Origin of the sequence: Leifsonia sp. AK011, from assembly GCF_013410945.1 — a bacterium.
Lineage (GTDB): Bacteria > Actinomycetota > Actinomycetes > Actinomycetales > Microbacteriaceae > Rhodoglobus.
The window spans coordinates 1,415,711-1,429,467 of sequence record NZ_JACCCH010000001.1 but is presented as its reverse complement, the minus strand read 5'-3'; the positions used below and the strand labels follow the sequence as shown (position 1 = coordinate 1,429,467).

Genomic DNA, 13,757 nt, shown 5'->3' with positions numbered 1-13,757 from the left:
CGGCTACTCGAGCGTCTCGTAGATCTCTTTGCAGGTCGGGCAGATGGGGAATTTCTGCGGGTCGCGACCCGGCGTCCACAGCTTGCCGCAGAGGGCGCGCACGGGCTTGCCGGTGAGGGCGGACTCCATGATCGCGTTCTTAGGGGCGTAGTGCGAGAACCGCTCGTGGTCGCCTTCCTCGACGACCTCGCGCGTGAGCAGCTCCTGCAGTTCGCGGTCGAGCGTGTCGGTGCCGCCGCCGGTGTGGTCCGTGTCAGCCATGCGACCAGTTTACGGCGCTGGGATGCGACATCCCCTGCTAGTTCTGGAGCGTGAACTCGAGGAGTTCGGGGGAATGCTTGTCGAGGATTCGGCCGCCCCACAGCACGCCGAAGACGACGGCGACGAACCCGATCGTGAGCCCTGCGGCGAGAGCCGTTCCGTACTGGTGGGGATCTGCGGCCCCAAGCACGATGAGCCAGATGACCGGGGCGCTGAGCGCGATCGGGATCAGCAGGGAGAACGCCTGCACGGCGGCACCCGCCCCGCTGGCGGCCTGCGGCTGCGCGAAGGGGCTCGCCCCCGGCAGGATCGTCGGGTAGGGCAGGGCGGCCGAGGTGACGCTCGCCACCCCGAGCGCCGTCAGCAGCACGCACACGGAGAGGCCGATCAGTGCGGGCAGCACGGTCCAGTTTCCGACGATCCACGACGTACCGACGGTGCCGATGGCGATGAGGGGAATGCCGATGAGCAGGGGCGGGATGATGCGACCCAAGCGGTCCGCACTGCCTGCCGTGCTCGTCGAGAGGTGCAACCAGAACGCCGTGGAATCCTGGGCGACATCGTTGTGAACCGACCAGCCGAGGAACAGGCACATGATCGGAACCGGTAGCCACAGGATGACGTCCGTCGGGATGCCCGCAATCGCGAGCGTGCCGATCATGATGAGGGGAACCACGGGCACTACAGCGATGGCCACGAGGTACCGGGAGTCACGGCTCCAGTAGCTCAGGCTTCGGGCCGCCACGGCACCGAACGGGGTCGCCGGGAGCGCGCCGAACCATCCGAGACCGCGGTAGGGCCTCCGGCTCTCACGCAGTCGCGGTGTGACGAGCATCCTGCCGACGAGCACCCGCCAGGCAACCGCGAGCACCACGACGAAGGCGACGGCGATGGCGAGTTTGGCCAGCGCATCGGGCATGCGGCCGATCGCGGCATCCCCCGGCACACTCCAGACAGCACCGAACGGGGTCCATGTGGCGACGGTGGCAATGCGACGGATGATGGGAAGGCCCTGGCTGCCCCAATCGACGGTCGCCAGGACTGCCGAGACCGGCGCGAGAAGCACCACGAGGGCAAAGACCGCCAGTCCGGCGGCCTCCCGGCGGCGGCGGGTGGAGAGGTAGCGGGCGGCTATCGCTGAGCCGACCCGACCCAGCAGCACGCACGTCGCGACGATGATCGGTACGACGAGGAGCGCAAGCCCCACCGGTCCCCCGTCGCGGCTCCACGCCACGACCTGCGCGACCGCGAGCACGGCAACCGACACGATCGGGATGCTCACGAGCGCCGCGAGGGAGAGGAGCAGAGTGAGCTTGGTGACGGGGATACCGAGCAGCGCGAACCGTCTCGGCTCGAGCGCGTCATCCGCCCCAAAGGCGAGCGGGGCGACCGCGAACGCCAGTAGCACTGCCGAGCCGATGGCGATGATCACGGCACGCGCGATGTCCGCGGAGCCGTCGCGCAGCGAGGCGATCACACCGGCGAGGAAGAAAACGAGAGCGACGGCTGCGAGGAATCCGACGATCAGACCGAAGGCCTGAAGCGGCGGGCGGCGCAGGATGTTGCCGAGCGTCGAGATCCTCAGTCGGAGAAACTGTGCAACCACTCGATGCCCTCCTGCGGAGTCACGGTACCTGCCAGCTCGACGAAGCGCTCCTCGAGCGATCGATCGCCACTCACGGCCTCGACGGTGCCGTCCGCGAGGATCGCACCGCCGACCACGACGGCAACGTAGTCGCATGTGCGCTCCACCAGCCCCATGCTGTGGCTCGAAAGAACAACGGTTCCCCCGGCCGCCGCATAGCTGCGAAGTACGTCCGTGACCATGGCCGCTGATACGGGATCGACGGACTCGAACGGCTCATCGAGCACGAGAAGGCGCGGCGAGTGGATCATCGCCGCGGCGAGCGCGATCTTCTTGACCATGCCAGCGGAGTAATCGCCGACGAGCCGCGAGAGCGCCTCCTCGAGCCCGAAGGCCTTGGCGAGATCGTCGGATCGCTTGCGCGTGACCGGGCCGGTCAGACCGCGCAGCACACCGGAGTAGTACAGGAGCTGCGAGCCCGTGAGGCGGTCGAAGAGCCTGAGGCGATCGGGCAGCACACCCATCTGCCGCTTGGCCTCGACAGGGTCCTTCCACACGTCAGCCTCGTGCACCGTCACGGTGCCAGAGTCCGGGCGGAGCAGGCCGGTGATCATCGAGAGGGTGGTGGTCTTGCCCGCGCCGTTGGGGCCGACGATGCCGTAGATCACTCCGGCCGGGACATCCAGGTCGATCGAGTCGACGGCGAGCGTTGAGCCATAGCGCTTGGTGAGCCCTCGCACGGAGAGCACCGCGTCGGCGATCTCCGGCCTCGGGGCAACGACGGCTGGCTCGACCTTCTCAACGACGGCCTTCTTGGGCTGAATCTTCGACGAGGCTGCCTTCGTCGGGCGACCCCGGGCTGCCTTGGGCTTCGCGGGCGCGACGGGCTTGGCATCGGCATCGGGCTCGGGCTCGGGCTCGGGCTCGGGCTCGGGCTCGGGCTCGGGCGATTCTGCCTTCGCGTCCGCGTTGTCCGCAGCATCGAGTTCCGTGTCGGACTCGGCTTCGGCTGCTGCGTCACTCTCGAGTTCGGAGATCTCCGACTCGACGATCTCGACTTCAGCCTCGTCGGTCTCCGCCTTTTCAGGCTCAGTCTGCTCGGTCTCGGTCTGCTCGGTCTCGGTCTGCTCGGTCTCAGTCTGCTCGGTCTCAGTGGTTTCGGTTTCCGTGGCCTCGGAGACGGATGCCTCGGCCGCGGGCGTCTCTGCCGGGGCGGTCTCGCCCTTCAGCCGGGCGGACACAGCACGGGAGGCGCGAGCAAGGCCGGGCAACGCGAGCTTCGGGACAGTGAGCTTGGGCACCGTGAACGCACCACGGGCGGGCTTCTCGTCCGCTGGAGGCTCAGCAACGCCAGCCTTCTCGGCGGCGTCCTCCTCTACGACCGGCTCCTCCACGGAGGGTTCGTCGGAGACGGGCTCGTCGCCTGGAATGTCGTCGGCGGAAGGCTCCTCCTCGTGCAAGCCCTCCTCGGGCACATCCTCAGCGGATGCGACCTCGGCCGGTGCTTCCTCGGCGACAGTGTCATCGGCGTCCGCATCCACCGCCTCGGTGGTCGCGACCTCGACCTCTACGGCCTCGGCAACCTCCACCTCGGGTGTCTCAAGACCGTCAGCTGTCTCGATGACCTCGGCCTGCTCGGCCGTGGTCTGCTCGGCCGTGGTCTGCGAAGCGGAGGCCTTGGCAGCCGTGGATGGGCGCTTCGCAGGAGTCGCGGGCTTGCGGGCGGCTGGTTTGCGCGGGGCTGCAGGCTTGCGAGGTGTTGCTGGCTTGCGTGCGGCGGCAGCAGCAGGCTTGGCGCGAGGAGTGGTCTTCTTGGCGGCAGGAGTGGGCGTCGTCTCGGATGACGCGCCGGAAGCGGGCTTGGCAGTGGATGCCGCGGCACCCTTGGCCGCAGCGCTCTGAGTCGGTTTACGGGGAACAGCGGGCTTGCGCGCTGCGGCTGCCGGTCGCGCGGGAGTCTTCTTCGGCGGTTTCTTCCCGGACCCGGACTCAGCAGCGTTTTCCACCGGTTAAACCTACCAATGCCCTTGTCGTGCGAAAGCCAGCATCACGAATCCGCAACAACCCCTCAATATTCCAGCGTCCTCACGGGGCCGTTGAGTAGCCTGTTGGGAAGCACAACGGTGTGTCCACAGCCCTACTCCACGGTGAACTGCAAGCGAACAGCTTTTCTCGACCTGGAGACGACGTACGTAGACACAGAGGAGACCACCGTGACACAGATTGTCATTCTTGCAGCTGGCATGGGCAGCCGTCTCGGCCGCTCACTCCCGAAGCCCCTCACGGAGCTCGCCGATGGACGCACGATCATGCAGCAGCAGTTCGACAACATCCGCTTCGCCTTCGGGTCGAACGCGCAGGTCACGATCGTCGTCGGATACAAGCTCGAGCACATCATCGAGTCGTTCCCCGAGGCATCCTTCGTCTACAACGAGCAGTACGACCAGACCAATACGTCGAAGAGCCTCATGCGCGCACTCCAGGCATCGGCGCCCGGTGGCGTGCTCTGGATGAACGGCGACGTGGTCTTCGACCCGATGGCCCTCGAACGTGCCGCCGCACTCGTCGCGCGCGAGCAGTCCTTCGTCTCGGTCAACACCGCGAAGGTCTCCGACGAGGAGGTCAAGTACACGACCACCGCAGAGGGCTACATCAAGGAGCTCTCCAAGACGGTCGTGGGTGGCCACGGTGAGGCCGTCGGCATCAACTATGTGTCGCGCGACGACAAGGCTGCGCTCCTGCGCCAGCTCAAGCGCGTCGGCGACCAGGACTACTTCGAGCGCGGTATCGAGATCGCGATCGAGGAGGACCGCCTGCTGTTCGAGCCCGTCGACATCTCCGACCTCTATGCGGTCGAGGTCGACTTCGCCGAGGACCTCGAGCGCGCGAACCTCTTCGTCTGAGTTTCTCGCGGCTGGGTCGCGATGCGACCGCATAGCCCGGGCGCGCTTACGATTAGGGCGTGTCAACGACTGCCCTTCCAGCGCGCGACTGGTCTCCCTTCGAGCGCTACCGGCGGTCGCTCTGGCTCCTGACGGTCCGTGACCTGCGGGTTCGGTACTCCACCTCCGTGCTCGGCTACCTGTGGTCGATCCTCGATCCGCTGGTCATGGCGGGCATCTACTGGTTCGTCTTCACGCAGGTCTTCGAACGACCCGTCGGCGTCGATCCGTACATCGTCTTCCTTCTGAGCGCACTGCTGCCCTGGATGTGGTTCAACGGCGCCGTCTCGGACTCGACCCGTGCGTTTCTCCGCGAGGCGAAGCTCATCCGCTCGACGAAGATCCCCCGAACGATCTGGGTCGGCAGGCTCGTGCTCGCCAAGGGGATCGAGTTCGTGGCGAGCATCCCTGTTCTCGCGATCTTCGCGATCGCCACCGGTGCGGTCGTGCACTGGGAGGCGTTCTACTTCCTCATTGCGATACCCCTGCAGGCGATCCTGACGCTGGGAGTCGGCCTCATCGTCGCACCGCTCGTCGTCTTCTTCCGTGACCTGGAGCGCGCAACGAAGCTCGCTCTGCGGTTCGCGTTCTACGCGAGCCCGATCATCTACGGCCTCTCCGACCTGCCGGCCGCCCTGCAGGGCATCGCCGTGATCAACCCCCTCTTCGGAATCTTCTCGCTCTACCGCTCGGCCTTCTTCCCCGAGCAGCTCGACTGGTACGCGGTGGCGGTCGCCGCCCTGGTGAGCGTCATCATCCTCGTCATCGGACTCCTCGTGTTCTCTCGAACCGAACGTGCCGTCTTGAAGGAGATCTAGTGGATGCCCCGGTCGTGATCTCGGTCGAGGGCGCTGGCATCCGGTTCCGCAGGAACAGGCGCTCGCGCCGCAGCTTCAAGGACCTGCTCTCGGGTCGTCAGCGTCGCACACGTCCCGGCGAGTTCTGGGCGCTGAGGGATGTGACGTTCTCGGTGCACGCGGGAGAGTCGATCGGCGTGGTGGGGCGAAACGGACAGGGCAAGTCGACGCTCCTGAAGCTCGTGGCCGAGGTCATCCTTCCCGACGAGGGTCGGGTGGGGGTGCATGGTGGTGTCGCGCCGCTCATCGAGATCACCGGCGGCTTCGTCGACGACCTGACGGTACGCGACAACGTTTATCTGACGGCCGGCCTCCATGGGATGTCACGGGCGGAGATCGACGAACGCTTCGACGAGATCATCGACTTCGCCGAGATCGCCGACTTCGTCGACACCCCCTACAAGCACCTCTCGAGCGGCATGAAGGTGCGCATCGCGTTCGCCGTCATCTCCAGGCTCGAGGAACCCATCATCCTCGTCGACGAGGTCCTCGCGGTGGGCGACAAGGCCTTCCGGGAGAAGTGCTACCGGCGAATCGAGGAGCTGCTCGCGGGCGGACGCACGCTGTTCTTCGTGTCACACAACGAGCGCGATCTGCGGCGTTTCTGCCAGCGCGGTCTCTACCTCGACAAGGGCACACTCGTGCTGGATGCCCCGATCAACGAGGTGCTCGATCGCTACACCGCCGACTACGGTTCGTAAACCCCTGCACCCTCCCAGCCCGCTCCATTAACGTTGGGCCATGGCTACCCCGACCGACGTGACGGTGTCCAACCCGATGATGGTTCGCGGCATCGATCGGGTACTCACGGTCCAGCGGCCGGTGGTGCTCGCACACATCCGAAGCATCCGTCGCGGTCGACCGGATGCCACGCCTGCCGAGATCATCCGGATCCTGGAGAGGCGGTACCTCCTGGCGGTCACGGGTGGAGGTGCCGCGGTGGGCGCGAGCGCTGTCATCCCCGCGGTGGGAGTCGGAACCTCGCTCGTGCTGTCAGGTGTCGAGACCGCGGGATTCCTGGAGGCGAGCGCGCTGTTCGCGCAGTCCGTCACCGAGATCCACGGGATCGTGGTCGATGACCCCGACAGGGCGCGGGCGCTCGTCATGACGATGGTGCTCGGAACGGCGGGCACCGACCTCATCCGCCAACTCGCGGGCCAGGCAACAGGCGGGCCAGGCAAAACGGCTTTCTGGGGCGAGATGGTGACGAAGTCCCTCCCCCGCACCGTCATGGGTCCCATCGCGGACCAGGTGAAGAAGACGTTCCTGAAGAAGTTCTCGGTGGCCCAGGGCACGAACGTCGTCGGACGCATGATCCCGTTCGGCATCGGAGCGGTGATCGGCGGTGGAGGCAACCACCTCCTGGGGAGGCAGATCATCCGGGCGTCGCGCGAGGGATTCGCGGCCCCGCCCGCCGAGTTCCCCGAGTGGCTCGCCGTGCAGCCGAAGGCACCCAAGCCGCCGAAGGAGCCCAAGAAGCCCAAGAAGCCGAAGAAGCCCAGGGAGCCGAAGGGCGTCACAGCGGAGAAGTCCCGTCGGAGCCTGCCCAGGCTGCCACGACGCACGCCGAAGCAGCCGCCAGAGCAGTCACCGGAGTAGTTGTCCTCCCCTGAGATCGGGTGGCTCGTGGCATCCACAGGGGTCGCCCGTGCGCTTTACCGTGAGGGCATGCGCCACGAGCACGCCTATCGCGTTCCCCTCACCGTCGACCGCGGCCCTGGACACGTGTATCGCTTCACGAACGTCAGCGGCGAACCCCTGCACGGGGTCACCCTGACCCTCCACGGATCCGGAGTCATGGGGGCCAATCCTCCCACCCGGCTCGACCCTGGCCAGTCACTCGAGGTCGACATCGTCGGGCGAGCTCTCGCACGAGATTCGATTCTCGTGGTGCGATGGTTCCGTCCGGACGGTGTCGAGTACCTCTGGAGGGTCAGCTTCTAGGGTCGGCTACCGGTGGGGTGCGGTTCGCCTCTTGGTGCGCTCGCGCACGAAATCCCGGGCAGTGAAGGTCTCGGCGGTGCGTGGGAGTGTGCTCTCATCGAGACCCGTGAGAAGACTGCCGGGGTCCACCCCCAGGACCGCAGCGATACGCACGACGGTGTGGAAGGTGGGATTACTGAGACCTCGCTCGATCTTGCCGTAGTTGGAGACGTTCATGCCCGCGAGGTTGGCCACGTCGTCCTGGCTGATGGCAAACGTGAGTCGCTGCTCCCGGATGCGCTCTCCGAGAATGCGCGCTGCTTCGGAGAGGTGGTGGGGCATGACTCATTGCTACTTGCCGCGCTGAAAGATAGCCAGAGCGTCAACACACCGTGCATATATGCCTCACTCGGTGGGAAGAGCCTCGTCGTCTTCCTCGTCGTCGAACGGGTCGCTCTCGCTGGGTTCGCGGTCCCCCACGTGGATGGCGTGATGCCGGTCCCACTCCCCCATCAGGTGGCCGATCGCCTCCCGGAATCGCGCGGTTGCCGCACCGGGCGACGTGTCGCCGAAGTGGCGCTCGGCCCAGAATGCGAGCCTGGCACGGGCATCCTCGTCGGTGAGCACCCTGTCGCTGATCGCCACGATGTCGCCAGCCTCGCCGGCATCGAGCCAGTCGCACGAGCCGAGGAATCCGCCCTCATCGATATCGGCGCTCGGGGAGACCGGACGGGTCACGATGATCGGCTTTCCCGTGGCGAGGCGGTCGTAGACCATCGCCGAGATATCGGTGATGGCCACGTCGGCGGCGACGAGCTGCCAGCCGAGCTCTGGACCGTTGTCGAACACGTGCTGAGCTGACGGGTCGGCGGCATTGGCGGCCGCGATCGACGCGATGATCGCGGCATTGGCCGAGGCGTACTCGGCATCGAGAACCCCGCTGCGTGGGTGCGGGCGGTAAATCACCCTGTGTCGCCCCGTTGCGAGAAGTGCCGAGACGAGTTCGACGCCGTGCGAGGCGATGGAGCCGTAGGCGGCGGCAGCGCGGTCACCCTCCCAGGTGGGCGCGTAGAGCACGACGGTGCGCTCGTCGGGCGTGTAAGGCAGTTCCCCCGCGAAGTGGTCGGCCTGAGGCCGCCCGATCGGGATGGCGCGCTTGGCCAGGTCGAAGTCCCAGAGTCGGTGGGAGAGGCGATCGACCGCGGCATCCCCCGCCACGAGGCTGTAGTCATAGGCCTTGAACTGGTTCGTGGTCATGTACATCTTGTCGGACTCGCCGTGGTTGATGAACACGTGCCACATGCGGCCGTACCGGAACATCTGGAAGTTGCGGGCGTTCTGGTTGACGTAGAAGACGATGTGGATGTCCTGGCTGTGCACGAAGTGCTCGAGGTCGGCCACCTGTCGCAGGTACACCACAGGAACGGGCGACTCCTTCCACAGCTGGAGCACCGAGCCCGGGCTGCGGGAGATGATCGCGACGGGCCAATCAGGGTTGATCTCGGCGAGGGGCGCGTACCACTGCCGCACCTGGTACAGGTTCACGGGTGCGTCCGCGAAGTAGAGGGCGATCTTGATCGTGCCGGGGGCGGGATGCGGCCGACGGGCAACCTCCTGGGCGACCTGTCGGCGGGTCCGACGGGACCGGAGAATATTGCGAAGAACCTTCCTCGCCGTCCTGAAATCACGCAGCAGCGGCACGCGCACCTCCTTCTTCGATTAGATCAGGCATCAGACCAGCGGTGGGCGGCCGGCGAGCGTCATTCGCCAGACCGTTACCCATCTGATGCCACGCCGCCCACCGGGCGCCGTGCGCCACCCCTCGAGCCATCCACCGAACCACGCCCGTAACGCCGCGGGTCGCCTCGCCCAGCGCAGTATCTGGATCCCGGTCCAGCTCCCGACATAAAGCGGCACAAGGATCCAGGGCAGATTGCGTTTTGCCAGCCATACCCGGTTCCGGGCGTTGAGACGGTAGTAGTACTCGTGGCGGGTGGGCTCGATGGCGGGATGGTGTGCCACGAGGTCACCGGCGTACCAGGTGCGCTTGCCGGCATCCCACACCCTCCAGGCCAACTCAATGCCCTCGTGCGCGTAGAAAAACGGCTCAGCCCAACCACCCGTGGAGTCGAACACCGTGCGGGGAAGCAGTGTCGCGCCCTCCCACACGGAGAACACCGGACTCGACCTCGCCGGGTCGCCCTTGCGGATGCGCGGAACCCAGCGCCGCGGACTCTCTTTGCCGCTGGGGTCGACCACCCGGGGCTGCAAAAGTCCGATCGTCGGATCCTTCTCGAGCTGCGCGATCGCGTCGGCGAGGAAGGTGGGCGACGGGATGCTCGCATCGTCGTCGAGGAAGAAGATGTAGTCGCCACCCACGAGGTCTGCTCCGCGGTTACGGCCCGCGGGGATGCCGAGATTCTCCGCCAGCGCCAGTGAGCGCACGCCGGTCGGCAGCCCTGTCGGCTCCCAGCCGTTCCCGACCACGATCACGTCCAACTCGACGTCAACCTGGGCAGCGAGACTCGCGAGCCCACGCGCGAGGTCGGCCGGTCGGGTGCCCTGCGACAGGGACACCACGCCCACCCGGGGAACACCCGTCACGCGCGAACCCTCTTGGACGCGACGATCGCGACGAAGTGACCAAGGAGTGCGAGCGCCGCAAGGGGCAGGAGCACCAGGAGCAGAACCCTGTCCGCGGCAAGCGGGTCAGGAAGGAAGAGTCCGACGATCGCCGCGACGAAGACGAGGATCGTAAGCTCGACAGAGTGGTAGAGCCGGTGGAACGGGACGAACCGGGCCGCCCGCCTCAGCTTGGCCACGAGGGCCTGGCTGGGTTCGGCCTCACCCTTGCGATCGCTGAGTTTCTCGAGTCCGGCGTTGGCACGCGCGACGTGAACCATGTCGTTGAGCGCCTTGTTGAGCACGATGATGAGCGCGAGTGCGAAGCCCGCAGTCGTCCAGGCGAAGTCGCCGGGGAACTCGAGCGGCCATCCGGCGGCCCGGATTCCGAGCACGACGGCGATGAGTGCCTCGGTCGTGTAGTGACCCACCTTGTCGAGGAACACCCCAGCAGGCGACCGGGTGTTGCGCCATCGCGCGACCTCCCCGTCGCTGCAGTCCACGAGCATCTGGAGCTGCCCGAGCACGAGAGCCAGCGAGGCCCCAGCGATCCCCGGGATCAGGAGCGAGAGGGCCGTCGCCCAACCGACCAGGATCATGAGCCCCGTAACCCCGTTGGCGCTGATGCTCGTGCGCAGCAGGAGCCACGTGAGGTAGGGAGAGATATCCCGGAGATAGAGCGACGCCGTCCAGTGCTCGGCGTTGGCCCTGAGCCGAACCTCGGGGGGCTGGGTCACCTCTCGCAGTTGCGCGATCGACGTGGGGCGGGACTCGGCCACGCGGTCACCTTCCCGTGTACTGCTTGATGTTCTTCGTGATGCCCAGGAACCCGAGGAGGAATCCCGTGCCCCACCCGAAGTGGATGCAGGGCAACACTACGAGATACCAGAGCGCGGTGCGCAACCCCTCACGTGCGGCAACGGCGGAAGCCCCCACCACGAAGAGGGCATACGTCGCCGGGATCACCGCGAAGAGGACGAGCCACGGGATCCCCGTGGCGAGGCCGACGATCGCGAGAATGAGCCCCACAGTGATGGCGAGAACGGCCAGAGGCGGGACGAAGTACCGGAGCGAATTGGCCGACCCGAACCTGCGCGCGAGTTCGCCTCGCCAAATGCCGGTCGCCACGAACTGGCGGATGAGACGTCGCAACGATGACCGCGGCCGATAGACCACTTCGAGCTCCGGTGTGAACCACACCGTGCCACCGGCCGCGCGGAGCCTGCGGTTGAGTTCCCAATCCTGGCCACGTTTGATGCCCTCGTCGAACAGGCCGACCGCGATGAGGCGGTCACGGCGGAAGACGCCGAGGTAGGCAGTCTCCGCGGGGCCCGCCTTGCCTCCGACGTGGTGCTGGGTCCCACCCAGTCCCTCCGGGGAACCGTACGCGTGCGCGACGGCCTTCTCGAACGGTGTGCGGCCGACGGCCTTCATGATCCCGCCGACGTTGTCAGCGCCGGTCTCGAGGAGCGTGCGCACGGCGACTCTGGCGTAGTCCTTCGGAAGCACGGAGTGTGCGTCCACACGGATCACGATCGGATGAGTGGAGGCGTGGATCGCGACGTTCAGGCCGGACGGTGTCGACCCCGCCTCATTGCGAACGGCACGGATGCGATGGTCAGCCTGCGAGAGCCTCGCGATGACCTCATCCGTACCGTCGACACTCGGCCCGAGAGCCAGCACTATCTCTGAAGGACCGGCGTAGTCCTGGTCCGTCAGACTTCGCACTGCGGCTTCGATGTGGTCGACCTCATTGAGTACCGGCATCACGTATGACACACCGGGAAGTGCATCAGACTGCGCAGTCATGGGGTCCGTTACGTCGAGCGGTGGGGTCGACCCAGCCTATCGCGCGAGCTGTGCCGACCCCCATCTGCTCGACGGGGCTACTCCAGCGCGCCGAGTGTGACGTCGGCCGTGGCGGACTTGCCGTTCCTGACGTAGCTGAGCGTCGCGTCCGCCCCTGCGGGCAGCGCCCGCACCTGGGCGGTCAGGTCGGTGCGGTTCGTGACGGGGAGTCCGTTGATGGCCGTGATGATGTCCCCTGCCTTCAGTCCGGCGGCGGCGGCCGCACCACCGGGCACCACATCGATGATGCTCGCGCCCGTAACCGTGGCATCCACCTGGGCCTCGTCGTCGGCAACATCGGAGACGTTCGCACCGAGGAGACCGTGGGATGCCACACCCTCCGAGATCAGCTCCTGGGACACGCGCTCCGCAACCGACGACGGGATGGCGAAGCCGACACCGATGCTGCCGGAGCCATCCGAACTCGACCCCGCCGTGGCGATGGCGACGTTGATACCGATCACCTCGCCGTCGGAGTTGAGGAGCGCACCACCCGAGTTGCCGGGGTTGATCGCGGCATCCGTCTGGATGACGGAGAGGGAGATCGAGGATGACGCCTGCTGCTGCTGGGGAAGCTGCTGCTGGCCCTGTCCCTGTCCCATGTCGAAGTTCCAGAAGTCGAACGGGCTCTGCTCCGGGTCCTGCTGGTCGGGGAGCTGGTCCTCCGGGGTCTGCTGCTCCGGCACTGCGGACGAGGCGACCGTGATGCTGCGGTTGAGCGCACTGACGATGCCATTGGTCACCGTACCGGCGAGGCCGAGGGGTGCGCCGATCGCGATGGCGGTGTCGCCGACGTTGAGGTCGGACGAGTCGGCGAACGTCGCGGGCTGCAGATCGGTGACGTCATCGACTTTGATCACGGCGAGGTCGTAGATCGCATCGACACCCACGACAGAGGCGTCGAGAAGTCGTCCGTCATTGGTCTGAACGCTGATGGTCGCATTCGCGGCAGCGCCGTCCAGGGTGACGACGTGCGCGTTGGTGAGGATGTAGCCGTCTTCGCTGAGAATGACACCCGAGCCAGTGCCTCCCGCGGTGTCGGATGACACGGAGATTGTGACGACGGACGGCGATGCCTTGGCCGCGACCGCGGTGATGAGGGTCGCGTCATCCGCGTCGTTGACGGTGATGGTGGCGGGACCGGCGGCCGGGGTCTGGCTCGTCTCATTGAGTGACGTGGCCCAGAATGCGACGCCGGCACCCGAGACGCCGCCAATGAGGGCTGCGGCCGCTACCGCGGCGACGACGCCGACGGTGAAGTTGGAGCGGGTCTTCTGCTTGGCCAGCGCGGGGTGCGCGGCGGGGTCGATGGGTCGACCGTCGGCGGGCGGCGCCGGCGGCGGGTACGACGGTCCTGCGTTCACCGTGGGAGCGGTAGCGATGGCAGGGGGCGGGTACGCGGCGACCTGCCCGGCAGGAGCCACGGGCGGCGCCGCAACGGGGGCAGGCACGATGGGCTCGACAGGGGCGGACGCTGCTGGGGTGTGCGCTACGGGCTCGACAGCGGCGGACGCGGCAGCATCGGGCGCTTCGGTGCTCTCGGGCACGGAGTTCTGGGGGGCGGTGTGGGCAGCCTCGGACGACGTCGCAGTCGTCTCGTCGGGCGTTTCGGGTGTGGTCTCGGGGGTCTCAGCCATGGGGTGCTCCTTTCAGCGTTGCAAGACTCCACCGCGAACCTGTGCGTTGTATATGGACCGGCTGCAAGGCAACTTTCGATTG

14 protein-coding genes are annotated in these 13,757 nt (G+C 66.8%); 5 read left to right on the top strand and 9 right to left on the bottom strand.

Annotation, left to right across the window (positions count from 1 at the left end):
- Positions 1-3: 3 nt before the first annotated feature.
- From HDC94_RS06965 to HDC94_RS14880, 3 genes are read right to left on the bottom strand one after another with little or no spacing between them, the layout of a single operon-like run.
- Positions 4-261, bottom strand: coding sequence for a DUF3039 domain-containing protein (locus HDC94_RS06965; protein ID WP_179496144.1), 258 nt, complete (start codon positions 259-261; stop codon positions 4-6).
- Positions 262-298: 37 nt separating this feature from the next.
- Positions 299-1,867 carry a hypothetical protein gene (locus tag HDC94_RS06960; RefSeq protein ID WP_179496142.1) on the bottom strand — a complete coding sequence of 523 codons (1,569 nt, stop codon included), beginning with the start codon at positions 1,865-1,867 and terminating at the stop codon, positions 299-301.
- Complete coding sequence (locus HDC94_RS14880; protein ID WP_308495654.1) at positions 1,843-3,852, bottom strand: ATP-binding cassette domain-containing protein; 2,010 nt, start codon at positions 3,850-3,852, stop codon at positions 1,843-1,845. Before HDC94_RS14880 ends, HDC94_RS06960 begins: the two co-directional genes overlap by 25 nt.
- Before the next feature lie 207 nt (positions 3,853-4,059).
- On the opposite strand from HDC94_RS14880, the gene HDC94_RS06950 reads away from it, so the two are divergent.
- The 5 genes from HDC94_RS06950 (at position 4,060) to HDC94_RS06930 (ending at position 7,589) form a co-directional block, all read left to right on the top strand.
- Entirely contained in the window at positions 4,060-4,749 is a 690-nt protein-coding gene (locus HDC94_RS06950) for an NTP transferase domain-containing protein (protein WP_179496140.1), read from the top strand.
- A 59-nt stretch (positions 4,750-4,808) separates the two neighbouring features.
- Positions 4,809-5,606 (top strand): ABC transporter permease, encoded by a 798-nt coding sequence (locus HDC94_RS06945; protein ID WP_179496138.1) that lies wholly within the window; start codon positions 4,809-4,811, stop codon positions 5,604-5,606.
- Complete coding sequence (locus HDC94_RS06940) at positions 5,606-6,346, top strand: ABC transporter ATP-binding protein (protein ID WP_179496136.1); 741 nt, start codon at positions 5,606-5,608, stop codon at positions 6,344-6,346. The genes HDC94_RS06945 and HDC94_RS06940 overlap by 1 nt, the downstream gene beginning before the upstream one ends.
- 40 nt (positions 6,347-6,386) lie before the next feature.
- Positions 6,387-7,244: a hypothetical protein gene (locus HDC94_RS06935; protein ID WP_257021638.1), complete on the top strand. Its 858-nt coding sequence runs from the start codon at positions 6,387-6,389 to the stop codon at positions 7,242-7,244.
- A 69-nt stretch (positions 7,245-7,313) separates the two neighbouring features.
- Positions 7,314-7,589, top strand: a complete 276-nt coding sequence (locus tag HDC94_RS06930; protein ID WP_179496134.1) for a hypothetical protein — start codon at positions 7,314-7,316, stop codon at positions 7,587-7,589.
- A 6-nt stretch (positions 7,590-7,595) separates the two neighbouring features.
- Here HDC94_RS06930 and HDC94_RS06925 read toward each other — a convergent pair whose 3' ends face one another.
- The 6 genes from HDC94_RS06925 to HDC94_RS06900 all read right to left on the bottom strand — a co-directional run bounded on the left by HDC94_RS06925 (position 7,596) and on the right by HDC94_RS06900 (position 13,675).
- Positions 7,596-7,910 carry a helix-turn-helix domain-containing protein gene (locus tag HDC94_RS06925; protein WP_179496132.1) on the bottom strand — a complete coding sequence of 105 codons (315 nt, stop codon included), beginning with the start codon at positions 7,908-7,910 and terminating at the stop codon, positions 7,596-7,598.
- A 63-nt stretch (positions 7,911-7,973) separates the two neighbouring features.
- The gene (locus HDC94_RS06920) at positions 7,974-9,269 is read right to left on the bottom strand and encodes a CDP-glycerol glycerophosphotransferase family protein (protein WP_179496130.1); all 1,296 of its coding nucleotides are present in this window, start codon (positions 9,267-9,269) and stop codon (positions 7,974-7,976) included.
- A gap of 30 nt (positions 9,270-9,299) precedes the next feature.
- The gene (locus HDC94_RS06915) at positions 9,300-10,172 is read right to left on the bottom strand and encodes a glycosyltransferase family 2 protein (protein ID WP_179496128.1); all 873 of its coding nucleotides are present in this window, start codon (positions 10,170-10,172) and stop codon (positions 9,300-9,302) included.
- Complete coding sequence (locus HDC94_RS06910; RefSeq protein ID WP_179496126.1) at positions 10,169-10,969, bottom strand: CDP-alcohol phosphatidyltransferase family protein; 801 nt, start codon at positions 10,967-10,969, stop codon at positions 10,169-10,171. The genes HDC94_RS06915 and HDC94_RS06910 overlap by 4 nt, the downstream gene beginning before the upstream one ends.
- 4 nt (positions 10,970-10,973) lie before the next feature.
- The gene (locus tag HDC94_RS06905; protein ID WP_179496124.1) at positions 10,974-11,999 is read right to left on the bottom strand and encodes a glycosyltransferase family 2 protein; all 1,026 of its coding nucleotides are present in this window, start codon (positions 11,997-11,999) and stop codon (positions 10,974-10,976) included.
- Positions 12,000-12,076: 77 nt separating this feature from the next.
- Positions 12,077-13,675 carry a S1C family serine protease gene (locus HDC94_RS06900; protein WP_179496122.1) on the bottom strand — a complete coding sequence of 533 codons (1,599 nt, stop codon included), beginning with the start codon at positions 13,673-13,675 and terminating at the stop codon, positions 12,077-12,079.
- Positions 13,676-13,757 lie beyond the last annotated feature (82 nt).

Bases quoted from the DNA above. Each gene is read 5' to 3' on its own strand.
- HDC94_RS06965 (WP_179496144.1), bottom strand. From the start codon at position 261: ATGGCTGACACGGACCACACCGGCGGCGGCACCGACACGCTCGACCGC.
- HDC94_RS06935 (WP_257021638.1), top strand. From the start codon at position 6,387: ATGGCTACCCCGACCGACGTGACGGTGTCCAACCCGATGATGGTTCGC.
- HDC94_RS06930 (WP_179496134.1), top strand. From the start codon at position 7,314: ATGCGCCACGAGCACGCCTATCGCGTTCCCCTCACCGTCGACCGCGGC.
- HDC94_RS06925 (WP_179496132.1), bottom strand. From the start codon at position 7,910: ATGCCCCACCACCTCTCCGAAGCAGCGCGCATTCTCGGAGAGCGCATC.
- HDC94_RS06905 (WP_179496124.1), bottom strand. From the start codon at position 11,999: ATGACTGCGCAGTCTGATGCACTTCCCGGTGTGTCATACGTGATGCCG.
- HDC94_RS06900 (WP_179496122.1), bottom strand. From the start codon at position 13,675: ATGGCTGAGACCCCCGAGACCACACCCGAAACGCCCGACGAGACGACT.